At 70.9% G+C, this 19,571-nt stretch carries 18 protein-coding genes; 5 read left to right on the top strand and 13 right to left on the bottom strand.

All coding sequences use genetic code 11. The features are described 5' to 3' along the window. Window positions 1–11 precede the first annotated feature (11 nt). Window positions 12–527, top strand: a complete 516-nt coding sequence (locus BFN33_RS55280; protein WP_107488006.1) for a hypothetical protein — start codon at window positions 12–14, stop codon at window positions 525–527. Here the strand turns inward: BFN33_RS55280 and BFN33_RS34180 are convergent. From BFN33_RS34180 to BFN33_RS34170, 3 genes are read right to left on the bottom strand one after another with little or no spacing between them, the layout of a single operon-like run. Beyond that, window positions 476–1,663, bottom strand: a complete 1,188-nt coding sequence (locus BFN33_RS34180; protein WP_069764053.1) for a dipeptidase — start codon at window positions 1,661–1,663, stop codon at window positions 476–478. The genes BFN33_RS55280 and BFN33_RS34180 overlap by 52 nt on opposite strands. Next, the gene (purE, locus tag BFN33_RS34175) at window positions 1,660–2,157 is read right to left on the bottom strand and encodes a 5-(carboxyamino)imidazole ribonucleotide mutase (RefSeq protein WP_069764052.1); all 498 of its coding nucleotides are present in this window, start codon (window positions 2,155–2,157) and stop codon (window positions 1,660–1,662) included. Before purE ends, BFN33_RS34180 begins: the two co-directional genes overlap by 4 nt. Window positions 2,158–2,177: 20 nt before the next feature. After that, complete coding sequence (locus BFN33_RS34170; protein ID WP_069764051.1) at window positions 2,178–3,317, bottom strand: 5-(carboxyamino)imidazole ribonucleotide synthase; 1,140 nt, start codon at window positions 3,315–3,317, stop codon at window positions 2,178–2,180. Between the two features lie 165 nt (window positions 3,318–3,482). Between BFN33_RS34170 and BFN33_RS34165 the strand changes: the two genes are divergently transcribed. Beyond that, on the top strand, window positions 3,483–4,001 hold the full coding sequence (locus BFN33_RS34165; RefSeq protein WP_069764050.1) for a GtrA family protein: 519 nt from the start codon (window positions 3,483–3,485) through the stop codon (window positions 3,999–4,001). 344 nt (window positions 4,002–4,345) lie between these two features. On the opposite strand, the gene BFN33_RS34160 is transcribed toward BFN33_RS34165, so the two are convergent. Both BFN33_RS34160 and BFN33_RS34155 read right to left on the bottom strand, forming a co-directional pair. After that, on the bottom strand, window positions 4,346–5,620 hold the full coding sequence (locus BFN33_RS34160; protein ID WP_069764049.1) for an ATP-binding protein: 1,275 nt from the start codon (window positions 5,618–5,620) through the stop codon (window positions 4,346–4,348). 29 nt (window positions 5,621–5,649) lie between these two features. Beyond that, window positions 5,650–6,327, bottom strand: a complete 678-nt coding sequence (locus BFN33_RS34155) for a response regulator transcription factor (protein ID WP_057611579.1) — start codon at window positions 6,325–6,327, stop codon at window positions 5,650–5,652. Between the two features lie 296 nt (window positions 6,328–6,623). On the opposite strand from BFN33_RS34155, the gene BFN33_RS34150 reads away from it, so the two are divergent. Beyond that, complete coding sequence (locus tag BFN33_RS34150) at window positions 6,624–8,168, top strand: peptide MFS transporter (RefSeq protein WP_069764048.1); 1,545 nt, start codon at window positions 6,624–6,626, stop codon at window positions 8,166–8,168. Between the two features lie 98 nt (window positions 8,169–8,266). Here BFN33_RS34150 and BFN33_RS34145 read toward each other — a convergent pair whose 3' ends face one another. The 5 genes from BFN33_RS34145 to BFN33_RS34125 all read right to left on the bottom strand — a co-directional run bounded on the left by BFN33_RS34145 (window position 8,267) and on the right by BFN33_RS34125 (window position 12,839). Beyond that, complete coding sequence (locus BFN33_RS34145) at window positions 8,267–9,595, bottom strand: hypothetical protein (RefSeq protein ID WP_370743339.1); 1,329 nt, start codon at window positions 9,593–9,595, stop codon at window positions 8,267–8,269. Then, complete coding sequence (locus BFN33_RS34140) at window positions 9,592–10,683, bottom strand: hypothetical protein (RefSeq protein WP_069764046.1); 1,092 nt, start codon at window positions 10,681–10,683, stop codon at window positions 9,592–9,594. The genes BFN33_RS34145 and BFN33_RS34140 overlap by 4 nt, the downstream gene beginning before the upstream one ends. Window positions 10,684–10,910: 227 nt before the next feature. Then, on the bottom strand, window positions 10,911–11,606 hold the full coding sequence (locus BFN33_RS34135; RefSeq protein ID WP_069764045.1) for an LPXTG cell wall anchor domain-containing protein: 696 nt from the start codon (window positions 11,604–11,606) through the stop codon (window positions 10,911–10,913). A 132-nt stretch (window positions 11,607–11,738) separates the two neighbouring features. Beyond that, window positions 11,739–12,233: an ATP-binding protein gene (locus tag BFN33_RS34130; protein ID WP_069764044.1), complete on the bottom strand. Its 495-nt coding sequence runs from the start codon at window positions 12,231–12,233 to the stop codon at window positions 11,739–11,741. A gap of 225 nt (window positions 12,234–12,458) precedes the next feature. Continuing rightward, window positions 12,459–12,839: an STAS domain-containing protein gene (locus BFN33_RS34125; RefSeq protein ID WP_069764043.1), complete on the bottom strand. Its 381-nt coding sequence runs from the start codon at window positions 12,837–12,839 to the stop codon at window positions 12,459–12,461. Window positions 12,840–13,078: 239 nt separating this feature from the next. Here BFN33_RS34125 and BFN33_RS34120 point away from each other — a divergent pair, with 239 nt between their 5' ends. Together BFN33_RS34120 and BFN33_RS34115 are read left to right on the top strand one after the other, a co-directional pair. Further along, window positions 13,079–13,993: an RNA polymerase sigma factor SigF gene (locus BFN33_RS34120; protein WP_069764042.1), complete on the top strand. Its 915-nt coding sequence runs from the start codon at window positions 13,079–13,081 to the stop codon at window positions 13,991–13,993. Between the two features lie 166 nt (window positions 13,994–14,159). Beyond that, on the top strand, window positions 14,160–15,671 hold the full coding sequence (locus tag BFN33_RS34115; protein ID WP_069764041.1) for an RICIN domain-containing protein: 1,512 nt from the start codon (window positions 14,160–14,162) through the stop codon (window positions 15,669–15,671). Window positions 15,672–15,683: 12 nt separating this feature from the next. Here the strand turns inward: BFN33_RS34115 and hutI are convergent, their stop codons facing one another. The 3 genes from hutI to BFN33_RS34100 are packed head-to-tail and all read right to left on the bottom strand — an operon-like array spanning window position 15,684 to window position 19,506. Then, window positions 15,684–16,973, bottom strand: coding sequence for an imidazolonepropionase (gene hutI / locus BFN33_RS34110; protein WP_069764040.1), 1,290 nt, complete (start codon window positions 16,971–16,973; stop codon window positions 15,684–15,686). Then, a complete protein-coding gene (locus BFN33_RS34105) occupies window positions 16,970–18,307 on the bottom strand; it encodes a formimidoylglutamate deiminase (RefSeq protein ID WP_069764039.1) in 1,338 nt (445 codons plus the stop codon). Before BFN33_RS34105 ends, hutI begins: the two co-directional genes overlap by 4 nt. Continuing rightward, on the bottom strand, window positions 18,304–19,506 hold the full coding sequence (locus BFN33_RS34100; protein WP_088245451.1) for an allantoate amidohydrolase: 1,203 nt from the start codon (window positions 19,504–19,506) through the stop codon (window positions 18,304–18,306). Before BFN33_RS34100 ends, BFN33_RS34105 begins: the two co-directional genes overlap by 4 nt. Window positions 19,507–19,571 lie beyond the last annotated feature (65 nt).

Raw genomic sequence — 19,571 nt, 5'->3', positions numbered from 1 at the left:
CTCCGTACGTCGTGATCTTCCTCATCGCCGTACGGCCACCGTCGCACGGAGCGCGGGCGGCTTCCTGGTGGGCAGGGCGTTCGGGGGTCAACGGTGTCGAGGAGGACGACACCGAGGTCCTCTATCCGGCTCTGCCGGCCCGGCTGAAGGGCCTGGACCTGGCCTACCTGCACCTCGTGCACGCCGACCCCGGCACCCGGTGGTACCGCGGGATCCGCGCCGACTGGCCCGGCGTCCTGATCGGCAACCCGGTGCTGTCCGGCCTCACCACCCAGGCCGTCACGCGGGCGGCCCAGGACATGCCGGCCGCCGGGGCCGACCTGGTCGCCCTCGGCCGGCCGTTCCTCGCCAACCCGGACCTGGTGGACCGGCTGCGGCGGGGCGCGCCCCTCATTCCGGTCCGGGACCGGTACCTGATGTACGTGGGCGGGGCGGACGGCTACACCGACTACCCCGCCCTGACGGCCGACGGCGGTCAGCCGTCCAGCGACTCGATGGTCGCGTTGGACGGCGCACGGGTCGCCTGAAGGCCCCGGGCCACGTCCTCCGCCGCGCCCAGCACCCGTACCGCGTTCTGCCAGGTCAGCTTGGCCAGGTCGGGTTTCGACCAGCCGCGGTCCAGGAGTTCGGCGATGAGGTTGGGATAGCCGGAGACGTCGCTGAGGCCATCCGGGGTGAACGCCGTGCCGTCGTAGTCGCCGCCGATGCCGATGTGGTCCACGCCGGCCACCTCGCGCATATGGTCCAGGTGGTCGGCCACCGTCGAGACCGTGGCGACCGGGCGCGGGGTGCGCTCCTCGAAGGCGCGGTGCACCTTCATCGCCTCCGGGGTGGTCGCGAGGTGGTGGAAGCCGTGCTCGCGCATGTTCTCGTCGGCCGCGGCGGTCCAGTCGACGGCGGCCTGGAGGACGAACTTCGGGACGAAGGTCACCATCGCCATGCCGCCGTTGGACGGGAGGCGCTCCAGGATGTCGTCCGGGATGTTGCGCGGGTGGTCGCACACCGCCCGCGAGGAGGAGTGCGAGAAGATCACCGGTGCCTCGCTCGCGTCCAGCGCGTCCCGCATGGTCGTCGCCGCCACGTGCGAGAGGTCCACGAGCATGCCCTCGCGGTTCATCTCCCGCACCACCGCACGGCCGAAGGCCGACAGCCCCCCGACGCCGGGCTCGTCGGTCGCCGAGTCCGCCCAGTCCACGTTGTCGTTGTGGGTGAGGGTCATGTAGCGCACGCCGAGCGCGTACAACGCCCGCAGTGTGGCGAGGGAGTTGGCGATGGAGTGGCCGCCTTCGGCGCCCATGAGGGAGGCGATACGGCCCTGAGAGCGCGCCGCCTCCATGTCGGCGGCCGTCAGCGCGGGCGCCAGCGTCTGCGGGTACCGCGCGATCAACTGCCTTACGCAGTCGATCTGTTCCAGCGTCGCCGGCACCGCGTCGGGCAGGTCCGAGCGGACGTACACCGACCAGTACTGCGCACCGACCCCGCCGGCCCGCAGCCGCGCCAGGTCGGTGTGCAGGTGGGCCGACTGGTCCGTGGCGATGTCCCGCGCGTCGAGGTCGTAGCGGACCTGTTCGCGCAGCGCCCACGGGAGGTCGTTGTGGCCGTCGACGACCGGGGCCTCGCGCAGCAGTTCCCGGGCCGTCTCCAGCGGTCCCACGGCCGTCACTTGCCGAAACCGAAACCGCTGGGACCCTCGACCTTGGACCGCAGGCGCTTGCCCTTCTCGGTGGCCTGGTCGTTGAGCTCCTGCTGGAACTCCCGCATCCGGCCGAGGAGTTCCTCGTCGTGGGCGGCGAGGATGCGGGCCGCGAGCAGGCCGGCGTTGCGGGCGCCGGCGACGGAGACGGTCGCGACGGGGACACCGGCCGGCATCTGCACGATGGAGAGCAGCGAGTCCATGCCGTCGAGGTACTTCAGCGGGACCGGGACGCCGATGACCGGGAGGGGGGTCACGGAAGCGAGCATGCCCGGGAGGTGGGCGGCGCCGCCGGCCCCCGCGATGATCACCTTCAGACCCCGCTCGGCCGCCTGCTCGCCGTACGTGATCATCTCGCGCGGCATGCGGTGCGCGGAGACGACGTCGACCTCGTACTCGATCTCGAACTCGTCGAGGGCCTGAGCGGCGGCCTCCATGACGGGCCAGTCGCTGTCCGAACCCATGACGATGCCAACAACGGGGCTCATTCGGTGATCGTGCCTCTCAGGTAGCCGGCAGCGTGACGTGCGCGTTCGAGAACGTCGTCCAGGTCGTCGCCGTAGGTGTTGACATGGCCGACCTTGCGGCCGGGCTTCACGTCCTTGCCGTACATGTGGATCTTCAGCTTGGGGTCGCGGGCCATGCAGTGCAGGTACGCGGAGTACATGTCGGGGAAGTCGCCGCCGAGGACGTTGACCATGACGGTCCACTTGGCGCGGGGGCGCGGGTCGCCGAGCGGGAGGTCGAGGACGGCCCGGACGTGGTTGGCGAACTGGGAGGTGATCGCGCCGTCCATCGACCAGTGGCCGGAGTTGTGCGGGCGCATCGCCAGTTCGTTGACGAGGATGCGGCCGTCGCGGGTCTGGAAGAGCTCGACGGCGAGGTGGCCGACGACGTCCAGTTCCTTGGCGATGGACAGGGCCAGCTGCTCGGCCTTGAGGGCGAGCGCCTCGTCGAGGCCGGGCGCGGGGGCGATCACGGTGTCGCAGACGCCGTTCACCTGCTGGGACTCGACGACCGGGTAGGCGACGGCCTGGCCGTGCGGCGACCGTACGACGTTGGCGGCGAGCTCGCGGACGTAGTCGACCTTCTCCTCGGCGAGGACGGGGACACCGGCCCGGAAGGGGTCCGTGGCCTCCTCGACGGAGTCGACGACCCACACGCCCTTGCCGTCGTAGCCGCCGCGGACGGTCTTGAGGACGACGGGGAAGCCGTCGCCCTCCGCCGCGAAGGCGGCCACGTCCTGCGGATCGCTGACGATGCGGTGCCTGGGGCACGGGACGCCGATCGCGTCGAGCCGCGCGCGCATCACGCCCTTGTCCTGGGCGTGCACGAGCGCGTCGGGGCCGGGGCGCACGGGGATGCCGTCCGCCTCCAGGGCCCTGAGGTGCTCGGTGGGTACGTGTTCGTGATCGAAGGTGATCACGTCGCACCCGCGCGCGAAGTCGCGCAGCGTGTCGAGGTCGCGATAGTCGCCGATGACGACGTCGCTCACCACCTGCGCCGCGGAATCCTGCGGGGTGTCGCTGAGGAGCTTGAACCTGATGCCGAGCGGGATGCCTGCCTCGTGTGTCATACGGGCGAGCTGGCCTCCGCCGACCATGCCGACTACGGGGAACGTCACGACCCCAGGGTATCGGTCACGCCACGGCGGCCGGATTCAGCGCCTCTTTCCGGTCCTCTTACCAGCTTGTTTCCCTGTGTGTGAGTTCGTCCACAGGCAATGGGCCAGAGGGGTGGTTAGCATGGTTGAGTTGACGAAACCAATCGACTGGGGGCCTGTACGACCATGGGACATGGTTCCTCAGGGTTGCGAAGGATCGTTCGCGAGGCCGCCAAATTCGGTGCGGTGGGCGGAGCGGGCCTCCTCGTCAACCTCGTCGTGTTCAACCTCGTGCGGCAGGTCACCGAGCTTCCGGTGGTCCGGGCAAGCGTCGTCGCCACGGTCGTGGCGATCATCTTCAACTACATAGGGTTCCGGTACTTCACGTACCGTGACCGCGACAAGAGCGGCCGTACGAAGGAACTGACGCTGTTCCTGCTGTTCAGCGTGGTCGGCCTGGTCATCGAGAACGGCATCCTGTACGCCGCGACCTACACCTTCGGCTGGGACAGCCCCCTGCAGAGCAACATCTTCAAGTTCCTCGGCATCGGCATCGCCACCCTCTTCCGCTTCTGGTCCTACCGCAGCTGGGTCTTCAAGACCCTCCCCGCCCGCGAGGCGGTTGCGAGCGCGGAGTCCTTCCTGGAGGAGGCGGAGCAGACGGCGACCAGGAAGCCGTCCCGCCCCGAGCAGCGGGTGCTCTGACAGTCCGCTCCACCTCGGCGACACGGAGTGAGACGCGCCCACCCGGCACAGCGCCCCGTGCGCCAGGACAGGCGGTTGGCCGCGTACGGCGGGAAGGGGACGGGGTGGGGGGTGTCCGCCCGCAGCGGCCGGCGTCCGTCACCGAGCACCGCCAAAGCAGCCGAGCCGCCGGACCGAGGACGGACACCCCCCACCCCGGCCCCGACCCACCCACCAGACCGCACGCGCTACACCCGCCCCCACCGGACCGAAACAGGCCGCCGCAGGCACCCAGGGGCGCGGGGAACTGCGCAAAAACGCCCGCCCCCAAACCCGCAGACAAACACCGCCCAACCGCCGGAGGCTCACCGCACCATCGGCTCGTCGTCGTCCAGCGCGGCCGACTTGAGCGGGGTGCGGGAGAGGAACAGGCCGAAGACCGGGGGCTGGGCCTGGAGCATTTCCAGGCGGCCGCCGTCGGCCTCCGCCAGGTCGCGGGCGACCGCGAGGCCGATTCCGGTGGAGTTGCGGCCGCTGATGGTGCGCTCGAAGATCCGCGCGCCGAGGTCGGCGGGGACGCCGGGGCCCTCGTCGGTGACCTCGATGACGGCCTGGTTGCCGGTGACGCGGGTGCGCAGCGCCACCGTGCCGCCGCCGTGCATGAGGGAGTTCTCGATCAGCGCGGCCAGGACCTGGGCCACGGCACCGGGTGTGCCGACGGCGGTGAGGTGCCGTTTGCCCGAGCTGACGATCGCCCGGCCCGCACTGCGGTACGCGGGCCGCCACTCCGCGAGCTGCTGCTGGATGACCTCGTCGAGGTCGAAGGTGACGGCGTTGCCGGCCCGGGGGTCGCGGGAGTTGGTCAGCAGCCGTTCGACCACGTCCGTCAGCCGCTCCACCTGGGTCAGCGCGACGTTCGCCTCCTCCTTCACCGTGTCCGGGTCGTCGGTGAGGGTGATCTCCTCGAGGCGCATCGAGAGCGCGGTCAGCGGCGTACGGAGCTGGTGGGAGGCGTCGGCTGCCAGGCGCCGCTCCGCCGTCAGCATGCGCGCGATGCGCTCGGCGGAGGAGTCCAGCACATCGGCGACCCGGTCCAGCTCGGGGACGCCGTACCGCTTGTGCCGGGGCCGTGGGTCGCCCGAGCCGAGCCGTTCCGCGGTCTCGGCGAGGTCGGTCAGCGGCGAGGCGAGTTTGTTGGCCTGGCGGATCGCGAGCAGCACCGCGGCGACCACCGCGAGCAGGGCCACCAGACCGATGATCAGCAGTGTGCGGCCGACCTCCCGGGTCACCGAGGAGCGCGGCTCCTGCACGGTGACCGTCTCGCCCTCCTCGCCCTTCTCCGTGGAGCTGATGACCTGGCCGACCGGCCTGGAACCGACCTCGATCGGTGGCTTTCCGGGGATCCGGATCATGGCGTAGCGTTCCTGCGCGACCTGGTCGCGCAGGATCTCCGCGTTCACGTCCTCCGCGGCGAACAGTCGGCTGTCCACGATCCCGGCCAGCCGGATCGCCTCGGAGTCGACCCGCTCCTGGGCGCTGTTGCTGATGGTGCGGGTCTCGACGATGACGAGCGAGACGCCGAAGACGGCGATCACCACGAGCACCACGGCGAGCGTGGACTGGATCAGTCGACGGCGCATGTCCTCTTACCTAGCCGATACCCGGGGATTCAGCTCTTCTCGAAGCGGAAGCCCACTCCTCGTACCGTCGCGATGTACCGCGGGTTGGCCGCGTCGTCGCCGAGCTTCTTGCGGAGCCACGAGATGTGCATGTCGAGCGTCTTGGTCGACGACCACCATGTGGTGTCCCAGACCTCGCGCATCAGCTGGTCCCGGGTCACCACCCGCCCCGCGTCCCGCACCAGCACCCGCAGCAGGTCGAACTCCTTCGCGGTGAGCTGGAGTTCCTCGTCGCCCATCCACGCCCGGTGCGACTCGACGTCGATGCGCACCCCGTGGGTGGCCGGCGGCTGGGCCGGCTCGGACGCCCCGCGTCGCAGCAGGGCCCGGACCCGGGCGAGCAGCTCGGCGAGCCGGAAGGGCTTGGTCACGTAGTCGTCGGCACCCGCGTCGAGACCGACGACGGTGTCCACCTCGTCGGCGCGTGCGGTCAGGATGAGGATCGGTACGGCGTGGCCTTCGGCGCGCAGTCGGCGGGCCACCTCGAGGCCGTCCATGCCGGGCAGACCCAGGTCGAGGACGACCAGGTCGATGCCGCCCTGCATTCCGGCGTCGAGTGCGGTGGGGCCGTCCTCACGCACCTCGACCTCGTACCCTTCCCGGCGCAGGGCGCGGGCCAGCGGCTCCGAAATGGACGCATCGTCCTCGGCGAGCAGTACACGGGTCATGAGCTGATGGTAGACCGCTCTTGAAAGATGCTGTGGTGTGATCGCGACCCAGTGGTTCTTACCTTTTATGGATGTGGTGTGAACCTGTGAGTGTGGGGTGTCTACCCCGTAAAGACCTTAGAAACAGGGTGTACGGTTCCTCGGCCACCTGTGATTCACGTCTCAAGTCCTTCCATTTCCGGCAGTATCCTGCCGTATGGTGAATCAATGCCTGTCGCATCGTCGGGGCCTTTGGCGCGTATCTGTCGCTGAAGGTCTCTTTTGTGTGCGGTAACCCCCACCAGCAAGGAACGACCATGGCGTCCAGCCTGACGAAGGACTCGGTGACTCCGGGCACCCCCGGTTCCGACAAAGCCTTCTTCGGCCACCCCCGCGGACTGGCCACACTCTTCATGACCGAGATGTGGGAGAGGTTCTCCTACTACGGCATGAAGGCCCTGCTCACCGTCTATCTGCTCTCCGGCGGCCCCGACGCCGGCAAGGGCAGCATGGGCGGCGGCCTCGCGATGGACCTGGCGACCACCACCGTGATCGTCTCCGTCTACTCGGCGATGGTCTATCTGCTCGCCATGCCCGGCGGCTGGCTCGGCGACCGCGTCTGGGGCCCGCGCAAGACCGTGGCCATCGCGGCCGTCACGATCATGTGCGGCCACCTGGTGCTGGCGCTGCCCGCCGGCCAGGCGCCGTTCTTCGCCGGCCTCGCGCTCGTAGCGGCCGGTTCCGGGCTGCTCAAGGCCAACATCTCCACGATGGTGGGCCACCTGTACGACGGCCCGGACGACCCGCGCCGCGACGGCGGCTTCACGATCTTCTACATGGGCATCAACGCGGGCGCCTTCTTCGCCCCGCTGGCGATCGGCACCGTCGGCCAGGAGGTCAGCTGGCACCTCGGCTTCGGCATGGCCGCGGTCGGCATGGCGATCGGTCTGGCCGCGTTCCTGCTCGGCACCCGCAACCTGAGCCCGGTCAGCAACGTCGTCCCCAAGCCGCTGGCGGCCGAGGAGCGCGCGGCCTGGCTGCGCAAGGGCCTGTTCTGGGTGATCGCCGCGACCGTCTTCTACGGCGTCGTCGGCCTCACCGGCCACTTCACGCTGAACTGGGCGATGATCCCGCTCACCGTCATCGGTCTGGTCGTCCCGGCAGGTGTGCTGCTGCGCATCAAGCGGGACAAGGAGCTGACGGCCACCGAGCAGTCGAAGATGTCCGGCTACATCTGGTTCTTCGTCGCGGCCGCCGTGTTCTGGATGATCTACGACCAGGGCGCGTCCACGGTCCAGGCGTTCGGCTCGAACGACCAGAAGACGGCCGGCTCCCTGCTCGGCTTCGACTTCCCGACCTCCTGGTACCAGTCGCTGAACCCGCTGTTCATCATGGCGCTGGCCCCGGTCTTCGCCTGGCTGTGGGTGTGGCTGAACCGCAAGGGCAAGGAGCCCGGCACCATCGTGAAGTTCGCGATGGGCCTGGTCCTGGTCGGTGTCTCGTTCTTCTTCTTCCTGGTCCCGATCGCCATGGCGGCGAACGGCACCGTGGTCAGCCCGATGTGGCTCGTGGGCATCTACTTCATCCAGACCGTGGGTGAGCTGTGCCTCTCGCCGGTCGGCCTGTCGGTGACGACGAAGATGGCTCCCGCGAAGTATGCCTCGCAGATGATGGGTGTCTGGTTCCTCGCGGTCACCGCGGGCGACTCGATCACCGGCCTGCTGTCCAACCCCGCGATCGCCGGGGTCGACCTCAGCGGGACGCCCGCGGTGTTCGGGGAGGCGGCGCTTGCGGCTCTCGCCGGGTTCGCGGTGTGGATGTACCGGCGGAAGGTCAAGTCCCTCATGGGGGATGTGCGCTAGGGCCGTACCGAAGTGACGGGGCCGTCGGAATCCGGGTGGGTTCCGGCGGCCCCGTCGGTTTCACCGCTGTGCGCGGTTCCCCGCGCCCCTGAACCGCGTCACCTGGTCCGCCTTCCAGGCATGAAGGTGAAGACCGCCCCGCCCAGCAGCACCGCCGTTCCCGCCACCAGGCCCAGTGCCTTCAGCGCCGCGTGGTCGTCCGCGCCCGTCGCCGCCAGGCCGCCGCTGGTCGAAGAACCGCTCGTGCCACCTGCGCTCGACGAACCGCCCGACGCCCCGCCCTCCTGCTCCTTCGTGGTCAGGGTCAGGGAGACCTGTGTCTTGTCCGGCTTGCAGGTCGTGGTCGTGCCCAGTGCCTTGATCGTCAGGACACCCGGCGACAGCGTCGACTCACCCGTCGCACCCGGCTTGTAGGTGCCGGTCATGTCCGGGATCTCTATCGGGTCGCCCGACTTGATGGCCTCGGAGTTGGTGGGGCCCTCGACATGGACCGAGCCCTTGTCGTCGCCGCCCAGAACGACGTCCATGGAGGGCTTGACCGAGTCCGCGGGGATGTCGGCGGGACTGTCCATCGGGGAGTTCTTGAACTGCACGGTGATGCCGTAACTGCCGCCGCTCTTCTTGGCGTTGATCTGGATCGTGGAGGTGGCCTTCTTCTCGCCGAGGGGCGACTGGCAGGTGTAGGGGATGTCGACCGCCTTGCCGGTGAAGTCGGTCTGGCCGTCGTCCGACGCGGTGGAGGTCGGGCTCGCGGTGTCCGTGGGGGTCGCGCTGTCGGTCGGCGTGGCACTGTCGGTCGGGTCGGGGGACTGGGACTCCGTGTCGGTCGGCGTCGGTGTCGGCGTGGATGTCCCGTCGCCCGCCGCCACGGTGACCGTCGCCCCCTTCGGCACCGTCTCCGTCGGTGTGCACACCGTGTTCGTCCCCATCGCGTTCACCGTGTAGGGGCCCGGTGTCAGGGTGAGTTCCCCGGCCGCCGTCAGCTTCAGCGTGCCCTTCATGTCGGACAGGACCATGGCGCCGCCCTTGGGGATCGCCGGGTTCTCGCGCGGCCCGGTCATCGCGATGTCGGCGCTCTGCGCGCCCGCGGCCTTCAACGTGCCGGTCGGCTGGACGGAGTTGGCGGGCAGGTCGATGATGTTCGGGTTCTTCGACGCGGCCTGCGTGAACTTCCACACCACATTGATCTCGTCGCCGACCTTCGCGGTGGCCGGCGCGGTGATCTCGACCTTGGTGGTGCCGTCGACGGGGTCGAGTCCGACGCCGGCGGGCGGCACGCACCGGGTCGCGAACGACACCTCCGCGGCCTGGGCGGGCCCGGCGGCCAGGCCGAGCACCACGCCCGCCCCGGCCAGCACCAGCGTCGCGCCCGCCGCGCCCGCTCTTCTCGGCCCGCCGGCCGGTGTGACTCTCCTGCGCATACTCACGGGGATCCCTCTCTGGTGGGAGTCGTCGGACTCGTCGGGCTGTCGTCGTGCGGTGCGGAGAGCCGGCCACCGGCCGCGCCCGGATCCGCGTCCGGGGTGAACCACGGCAGAGTGGACGTCGGGGTGGCCGCGTGTGCGGCCGTGGAGGGCTTGAGGCCCGGCAGGCGCAGGGCGAGTTCGGGCAGCCGCAGTCCGCGGTGCCGGATGCCGCCGGCGGGCCGTGGCCGTACCCGGTCCACCACCGCCATGCCGATGCGGAACAGCGCGGCAGGCACCACCAGGCAGGCCAGGATCCAGAACAGGGTCACGCCCCAGGGCCGGCCCACGTCCCAGGGCTGCTCGGCCAGCACCTTGCCGCCGTACTTCAGCGACACCGTGTACGCGCCGTGCGCGCCGCCCGTCAGCTCGACGGGCAGTTCGAGCCGCGCCTTTCGGCCCGGCTGGATCGTGCCGCGCCACTGCTGTTCCTCCCACTGGGGGGCGAACACGCCGTGCGCGGTGCCGACCTGGAAGACGGGGTTCTTGACGGCGGAGGTGCCGACGTTGCCGACGGTGAAGACGAGAGTGCGGGCGGGGGGCGCCCCGAACCACGTCAGAAGGCCGCCCGAGCCGTCGAGCCGCGTGTCGGTGAGGACGGACAGCCGCCCGCCGTCCGTCTCGGCGGGCAGCGGTTCCACGGCGTGTCCGGCCACCTGGAAGATCGCGTCGGCCTCGGCCTTCGCCCCGGTCACCGTGGCCACGTGCACCACGCAGGGACAGGGCACCGGCGGCTCCGCGACGGGCAGCTTCCTGCTGAAGCGCCCCTTCGAGTCGGTGGTGACGGCCCGGCCGTCCGCGTTGGCACAGGAGTTGGTGCCGCCGGGCACCCCGCGCGACGGGACCGCCTGCCCGCAGACCAGGATCATCAGCAGCGCCCGCCCACGCCATCCGTCGCCGCTCACGGTGATCGAACTGCCGGTACCGCCCTGGGACTTGGACAGCTTCACGCTTGGCCTGTCCGCGGCGGCCGCCGTCCCCGCCAGGGGCGCGAGCAGCAGCGCGAGCACTGCCGTCAGCACCGCCCACCGCACCCTGCCGGTCGGGCTCATGTCGTCACTCCCGTCAACTCGGCCTCCGTACAGGGGGATTGGGCCAGGATGCGGCCGTACGACGCCCTGGACGCCGTACGCGGGACCAACCGCCCTGCGCCACCACGCCGTGGGGCGTTCCGGACCATCCCGTCGGCGACGCGAGCCGGCGGGATCGGCGCGGACAGGGCACGGGCGGTGGACGGCACGGGCGGCTCCAGCTGTCGTACGAGAGCGGTCCGGGCCGCTCAGCGGCGGGCGCGGACCGCCTGGTTGCGCCGGGTCAGCCACAGCGCGCCGGCCGCGCCCGCGAGCAGTACCGTGCCGCCGAGCGTGCCGAGGGCGATCGCCGAGTCCTCGGGACCGGTCTGCGGGAGGGCGGAGCCGCTGTCGGACGCGTTGCTGTCGCTCTGGGTGCCGCCGGAGGAGCCCGAGGCGGCGGTGACGTCCAGGGTCAGCGAGGCGCCGGGGTTGTTGGTCGGCGTGCAGGTCGTCGTCGTTCCGAGCGCCTTGATGGTGAGCACGCCCGCCGTGAAGGTGACCTTGCCGGACTTCTTCGGGGTGTACGTCCCGGTCAGGTCACTGATCTTGATGGGGGTGTTGGCGGGGACGGTCGCCTGGTTGGCCGGGCCCGTCACGCTCATGGTCCCGCTGTCGGCGCCGCCCAGTTTGATGGTGGCGCTCGGGCTCATCGCGCCCTTGCCGAGATCGACCGGGCTGGACGAGACGCCCTTCTGCCAGGACATGGTGAGCTTGTAGCCGCCGCCGCTCTTGACGCCCTTGATGTCGATGGGCGAGACGGCGCTCTTGTCACCGATCGGCGTCTTGCACTGGTAGTTGACGTTCACGACCTCGGCGACGGCAGCGGGGGCGGCCATCAGCACCGCCGAGCCGGCCAGGGCCGCGACGGACGCGAGCGCGGCGGTTCGTTTCGGGTACGACACGGTTCCGCTCCCCTTACTCGTTCCTGACGGCACATCAGATCGGCCGTCAAGGTACGCCGGGGCACCAGAGGAAGGAAGAGAAAGGAAGTGTCGGAACTGTGGGGACAGCACCGGGAGAGCGCCGGGCGGATGCTAGGCGGGTGCTCCGAGCTCCGCCCACACGGTCTTGCCGGTCAGCCCGGGGGCCCGTACGACTCCCCAGTCCAGACAGAGCCGCTGCACGATGAACATCCCGTGCCCGCCCGGCCGTCCGGCCCGGTGCGGAGTGCGCGGCGCCGGCTGCCCGGTGCCTCTGTCCGAGACCTCGAGGCGGATCACCTTGTTGTCGCAGGAGATCCACAACTGGTCCGGGCCCTCCGCATGCAGACACGCGTTCGTCACCAGCTCGGAGACGACGAGCAGCACGTCCTCCGCCACGGCCCGCCGGTCGGCGGACGCCGCCGGCAACCACCCCCACGCGTACAACGCCTGCCGGGTGAAGTCGCGTGCGAGCGGGACGACCCCGCTCTCCCCCTCGAAGCTTAGCCGACGGACCTGCCGTCCCGTCGGCACCTCGGCCTCGCCGCCAGGCTCCACGCCGGGCTCCGGGTCACGGTCGCCCGGCGAGTAGGGCCGGGTGGTGCTCATCAGCGCTTCACCTCACCGATTCACCGGTTCACGATTCAAAACGTCACTGCATGGTCGCTCACCGAACAGTCAGTACGGATGTCTCCTGCCCGAGCGGACCGGTAGAACACCCCTCCATTGCGGACGTATGTCCGGCAAAGAAGGTGTGACACCCGATGAGGACCGGCCGGAGGAGACGAGCGGGGCGCGAGCCGGGGCACCGGGACCGCCACTCGTCTCGTCGCCTCAGCCGCCGGATTCCTCGGCCAGGGCCTCGTCCAGGGTGTCGTGCACGGTGAAGACCGCGTCGGCCCCCGTGATCTCGAAGACCCGTGCCACGACCGGCAGCATGCCCGCAAGGTGCACGCCACCTCCCGCCGCCTCGGCTTTCAGCCGTGCCCCGAGCAGCACATTCAGTCCGGTGGAGTCACAGAACTCCAGCCGTGTGCAGTCGACGACAAGCCGGCTCTTCCCCTTGGCGAGGCAGTCCTCGAGTGGCTCACGCAACAAATCGGCCGTGTGGTGATCCAACTCACCTGCTGGAGTCACGACGGCGCTGGAGCCCTCTTGCCGCACCTCAACCAGAAGCCGGCCAGACTGTGCGCTGCCGACCGTCCCGCGGTCCATGCCGTCTCTCTCTCCCGACATCGTGGCTGCTGATGACGCCCTCGAACATTACGCCTTCTCCACACCCTCCGACACCCGAACAATCGCCACACAAACGGACATAACCGCACAGAACACACTTGCGGTCGTGTCGGGAAACCGGGTAGGGCTAGTAGAGACACGTACTCGACACGGCCGGCTTTGGAGGCGCCGCACACCGCAGTGCACGAACTGGCTTCGGCAGCCTTATGCCGAGAACGATGGAGGACATCATGTCACCCCGGCTCGACGCCTCGCATACCCATCAGGCGACGTCGACATCCCCCCCGGAACATCTGAATCCCATCGAGCAGGACAGCGAAGACGATGTGCTCGCCGGGCTCCCGGAGATCCCACCCTTCGAAGAGGTGGGGGCCGTGGACGCGCGAGCCCTCTCCAAGACCCTCTTCGCGCGGCTGGAGTCGCTGGAGGAGGGCACGCACGAGTATTCGTACGTCCGCAACACGCTCGTCGAACTGAACCTCGCCCTGGTCAAGTTCGCCGCCTCCCGCTTCCGCTCCCGCAGTGAGCCGATGGAGGACATCATCCAGGTCGGCACCATTGGCCTGATCAAGGCGATCGATCGCTTCGAACTCAGCCGCGGTGTGGAGTTCCCCACCTTCGCGATGCCAACCATCGTGGGCGAGATCAAGCGCTTCTTCCGGGACACGTCCTGGTCGGTGCGGGTGCCGCGCCGCCTCCAGGAGCTCCGGCTCGACCTGGCCAAGGCCGGCGACGAGCTGGCTCAGAAGCTTGACCGCGCCCCGACGGTGGGCGAGCTCGCCGAGCGTCTGGGGCTGTCGAAGGAAGAGGTCGTCGAGGGCATGGCCGCGTCCAACGCGTACACCGCTGCCTCGCTGGACGCCCAGCCCGAGGAGGACGACTCCGAGGGTGCGCTGGCCGACCGGATCGGTTACGAGGACCACGGTCTGGAGGGCATCGAGTACGTCGAGTCCCTGAAGCCGCTGATCGCCGGACTCCCGTCCCGGGACCGCAAGATCCTCTCGCTGCGCTTCGTCGCGGGCATGACCCAGTCGGAGATCGGCGAGGAACTCGGGATCTCGCAGATGCATGTCTCGCGGCTGCTGTCGCGGACTCTGGTACGGCTGCGCAAGGGGCTGACCGTCGAGGAGTGACGCGTCGGCACCACTGACCTGCGCGTGTGCCCGGTGTCCGATGGGACACCGGGCACCGTGCGTTCGGGGTGGCTCGTGGTTACTCGGAGAAACCCTTTCCCCAGCGGTTCACTTCCCCCACTATGGTCCCTCACAGACTGGCCGGTACGTCAGGAGGAGGGTGCGCATGACTCGCCCCGACGGGGCGTCCGACGCCCGGCTCACGGAGCTGCTGCGCGCCGACACGGTCACGGCGTACGCGGCCCTGCTGGAGCTCCGCGCCCGCCACCAGCCCTCGGTCCTGGCCTACGCCCGCCTCTGCACGGCCGGTGAGAGCGCCGCACGGCAGCTGGCCGCGCAGACCTTCACCGTCGCGGCCAGGGAGACGGCCCGCGGGGTCGACCCCGGCGTCCCGTGGCGCCACCGGCTCCTGCTGCTGACGGCACGGTCGGCGGCGGAGTGGGCCGGGGACGAGCGGGCGGCGGGCCTGGACCCGAGCGTCCTGCTCCTCCTGAACACGGCGGGACCGGGCGGCCCGGTGCCGCCCATGCTCACCGCCTTCGAGTCCCTGCCGGCCCGCACCCAGGGCCTCGTCTGGTACGGCCTGGTGGAGGCCGAGCCGGAGACCCGCACCGCCGACCACCTGGGCGTGACCCGCGAGGACGTGGTCTACGGCACGGAGGGGGCCCTGCAGTCCCTGGCCAGGACATGCCTGAGGCTGCGCCTCGCCGCCTCGGACGACTCCCGCTGCGCGGACTTCCGCCGCCTCATCGAGGAGTCCGTACGTCCGGACAGTCCCCGCGCCAGCACCGACCTGCACGCCCACATGGCCCGCTGCCCGCACTGCGCGGCGGCCCACGAGGAACTGTGCGCGCTGCGGGACGCTCCGCGGCCGGCACTGGCGGAGGGGCTGCTGCCGTGGGGCGGGACGGCGTACGTGGGGCGGAGGGCGGCCGAGCCGGAGGCGCGACCCAGGGCGGGGTCCCGTACGGCGTCCGGCACCTGGCCGCGACCGCGTCGGCTGGTCCTGGCCTCGGCGGCGCTGGGGGTGGCTGTGGTGCCGCTGTTGCTCTTCCTGGTGTCGCAGGAGGGTGACTCCCCGGCGGGCGCGTCGGCGTCGGCCTCCGCTTCGGCTTCGGCTTCGGCGGGCGGGGCGCTGCCGAGCCCCCCGCAGGTGACGGTGACGACGACGGTCTCGCCCTCGCCTTCCCCCACCTCGTCGACCAGACCGCCCTCCCCCTCCCCCACGAAGAGCTCGGCACCGCCCCGCAGGACGACCCCGCCCCCGTTCCGCGCGCCGGGCGGCTCCTATGCCCAGGTGGTCAACGTCTCCACGGGCCGCTGTCTGGACGTCTCGGGCGACTTCTCCGAGGGCACGGACGTCGTCACGGCCCCCTGCACCTCGGCCGGCTCCCAGCGTTGGCGCGTCGACACCGCCCGGGGTGTCCTCCAGTCGTCCGCCGACCCCGACTTCTGCCTCGACAGCCGCGGCGATGTCGACAAGGGCCTCGGCATCTGGTCCTGCGACTCGGTCGACGGCGACCACGGCGACAACCTGCGCTTCACGGTCGACTCCGACGGGGTGATCCGCCCGGCGATCGCCATCGCGACGGGGATGACCCCGGGAGGCGGGGAGGGCGTGTCCCTGCAGCCGCTGACCGGGGGCGCGGAGCAGCGGTGGCGGGCGGGGGCGACGTAGCGGCGGCTGCCGTCAGAGCACGCGTGTGCCGCGCCGCCACACCCCGCTGACCAGCGGCACCCCCGGCCGGTACGCCAGGTGTACGTGGCTCGGGGCGTCCAGCAGGATCAAGTCTGCGTAGGCCCCCGGAATGAGACGGCCGATGTCCTCGCGGCGCAGTGCGGCCGCTCCGCCCGCCGTGGCCGACCAGACGGCCTCGTCCGGGGTCATCCGCATGTCACGTACCGCGAGGGCGATGCAGAAGGGCACCGAGGAAGTGAAGGAGGAGCCCGGATTGCAGTCCGTGGACAGGGCGACCGTGACGCCCGCGTCCAGGAGACGGCGGGCGTTGGGCCACTCGGCGCGCGTGGAGAACTCCGCGCCGGGGAGCAGCGTGGCAACCGTACGGCTGTTCGCCAGGGCGTCCACGTCCTCGGCGGTGAGGTGGGTGCAGTGGTCGGCGCTGGCCGCGTCCAGCTCGACGGCCAGCTGTACGCCGGGGCCGTAGGAGAGCTGGTTGGCGTGGACGCGGGGGTGCAGGCCCTTCGCCCTGCCCGCCGTGAGGATCGCGCGGGCCTGGTCGCCGTCGAAGGCGCCCTTCTCGCAGAAGACGTCGATCCAACGGGCGTACGGGGCGCAGGCGTCGAGCATCTCGCCGGTGACGAGGGAGACGTAGCCCGCCGGGTCGTCCGCGTAGTCCGGCGACACGATGTGGGCACCGAGGTAGGTGACCTCGTCGGTGTGGGCGGCGGCGATGCGCAGGGCCCTCGCCTCGTCCTCGACCGTCAGGCCGTAGCCGGACTTGGTCTCGAAGGTCGTCGTGCCCTGGCGCAGGGCCTCGGCCAGGTAGCGGGTGAGGCCCGCCTCCAGTTCGGCGTCCGTGGCCGCGCGGGTCGCGGCGACCGTGGTGCGGATGCCGCCCGCGCTGTAGGCCCGCCCCGACATACGGGCGTTGAACTCCTGGGTGCGGTCGCCCGCGAAGACGAGGTGGCTGTGGGAGTCGACGAAGCCGGGGAGGACCGCCCGGCCGCCCGCGTCGACCCGATTGTCAGTGGCGGGTGCTTTGCTTTGATCACCGGTCCACACGACGCGGTCGCCCTCGATGACGACGGCCGCGTCCTGGATCAGTCCGAGGGGGGAACCGTCACCGAGGGAGGGGTCATTGGTGACCAGGGCGGCGATGTTGGTGATGAGCGTGCTTGCGCTGCTCGCGGAGTGGGCGGGGCTGACGGTCGTCGCGTTGCTCATGGCGTCCTCGGTGGCCTGGTCGGCGGTGGGGGCGGGTTCGGGGGCCGGCCGCGGGGGCGGGCGGCCCGGGGTCATCCGTGCAGCGCTGCGACGGCGTCCGCGAGGGCTTTCGGCACATCCGGCACGAGCGCGTGGACCCCGTCCCGTACGACGTGCCGACCTCCCACGACCGTGTGCGACACGTCTGCTGCCGACGCGGCGAATACGGCCGTCTCGGCCCCGAGCCGCGGAAGCGGCCCTGCCGTCCTGACCGAGTCGAGGGCGATGGTGGTGAAGTCGGCGAGCGCGCCGGGCTCCAGGGTGCCTGCGCCGTCCCAGCCGAGGGCCGCGTGGCCGTCGGCCGATGCCGCCCGCAGGAGGGCCGCCGCCGTCCAGTGACCTCGCGTGCGAGTGCGCAGGCGCTCGTTGAGCTCCATCGCGCGAGCCTCCTCGAGCAGGTCGATGACGGCGTGGCTGTCGGAGCCGAGGGAGAGCGGTGAGCCCCTGCGCTGCAGGGCGACCGCGGGTCCGATGCCGTCGGCCAGGTCCCGTTCCGTCGTCGGGCACATGCAGGTGCCGGTGCCGCTGTCGCCGATCAGGGCGATGTCCTGGTCGGTGAGGTGGGTGTTGTGGACGCCGGTGGTGCGCGGTCCGAGGACACCATGCTCGGCGAGCAGCTCGGTGGGCGTGCACCCGTGGGCCTCGCGGCACGCGTCGTTCTCGGCGGTCTGCTCGGACAGGTGCACATGGAGCGGGGCCCGGCGTTCCTCGGCCCAGCGGGCCACGGTCGCCAACTGGCGTGCGGGCACGGCCCGTACGGAGTGGATCGCCGCACCGATCCTCGCGTGATCCCGGTCCTTGAGAACTGAACAGCGTTCGGCCCAGGCGTCCGCGCTGCCGTCGGAGAAGCGGAGCTGGTGGGTGGTGGGCGGCTGTCCGAAGCCGGAGGAGAGATAGGCGGTGTCGAGGAGGGTGATACGGATACCGGCTTCGGCGGCGGCCTCGATCAGGGCCTCGCCCATGGCGTTGGGATCGGCGTAAGGGGTGCCGCCCGGGGCGTGGTGCAGGTAGTGGAACTCACCGACCGCCGTCACCCCCGCCAGCGCCATCTCCGCGTACACCGCACGGGCGAGCGCCTGGTACGTCTGCGGGGTCAGCCTGTCGGCGACCGAGTACATGACCTCGCGCCAGGTCCAGAAGGTTCCGGAGCCGACCTGGACGGTGCCGCGCAAGGCCCGGTGGAAGGCGTGCGAGTGGGTGTTCGCCAGGCCCGGGAGCGTCAGTCCGCGCAGGATCTCGGCGCCGGGGGGCGGGGTGTCGGTGTCCGTACGGACGGCGGCGACGCGGCCGTCCGCCACGTCCACGGCCACGCCGGGCTCGACGTGGGTGTCGAGCCAGGCGTGCTCCAGCCAGTAGGTCTTCGGTGTCACCTGCGGGCCAGCCCTTCCAGTACGTCGGCGAGCGCGAGGACCCCGGCCACGCAGTCGTCCTCGGCGGCGGATTCCGCCGGGGAGTGCGAGACGCCCGTGGGGTTGCGCACGAACAGCATGGCGGTCGGGATGCTCCCGGAGAGGATCCCGGCGTCGTGTCCGGCGCCGGTACCGAGGACGGGCACCTTGAGATCGGTGTCGGTGCCCAGGATGCGGGCGAGCTCGTCGCGCAGGGCGTGGTCGAACTCGACGACGGGGGTGAAGGACTCCCGGACGACGTCGAGGGCGATGCCGTGCGCCTGCGCGTACTCCCTGGCGGCCTTCTCGATCCCGCCGACCACCTGGTCGAGGCTTTCCTGGTCGGCGGCGCGGGAGTCGAGCCAGCCGCGCACCAGGGAGGGGATGGCGTTGACGCCGTTGGGCTCGACGGCGATCTTGCCGAAGGTGGCGACGGCCCCGGCGAGTTCGGCCTCCCGGCGGGCGGCGAGCACGGTCTCGGCGTACGACAGCATGGGGTCGCGCCGGTCCACGAGGCGGGTGGTACCGGCGTGGTTGGCCTCGCCCCGGAAGTCGAACCGCCAGCGGCCGTGCGGCCAGATGGCGCTCGCGATGCCGACCCGGTCGCCGGAGAGGTCCAGCGCCCGTCCCTGCTCGACATGGAGCTCGACGAAGGCGCCGATGCGGGCGAGCCGCTCGGGGTCGGCTCCGATGCCGTCGGGGTCGTGGCCGGCGGCTTCCATGGCCCGCGGGAGCGTGACGCCGTCCCCGTCGGTCAGCCGGTGCGCCTGCTCGACGGTGAGCTGCCCGGCGGTGAGCCGGGATCCGACACAGGCGAGCCCGAACCGCGCCCCCTCCTCGTCCCCGAAGTTGACGATGGCGAGGGGCTTGGTGAACTCGACCCGACGTGCCCGCAGTTCGTCGAGCGCGGCGAAGGAGGACACGACGCCGAGGGGCCCGTCGAAGGCTCCCCCGTCGGGCACGGAGTCGAGGTGCGACCCGGTCACGACGGCGTCCCCCTGGGCGGGGTCGCCCAGCCAGGCCCACTGGTTGCCGTTCCGGTCGACCTCGTAGGTCAGTCCGCGGACCTCGGCCTGCTCCTTGAACCAGGCCCGGCACTCGGTGTCGGCCCCGGTCCAGGCGAAACGCCGGTAGCCGTGGGAGTCGGGGTGCCGGCCGATGGGGAGCAGCTCGCGCCACATCTCCTGAAAGGAGGCGGTGCCGTGGCTCCGGACCGTTCCGGAGTGGTTCTGGAGTGTTCCGGAGG

It is taken from the genome of Streptomyces sp. LUP47B (assembly GCF_001746295.1).
GTDB lineage: Bacteria > Actinomycetota > Actinomycetes > Streptomycetales > Streptomycetaceae > Streptomyces.
This window is presented reverse-complemented; position numbering and strand designations above follow the sequence as displayed.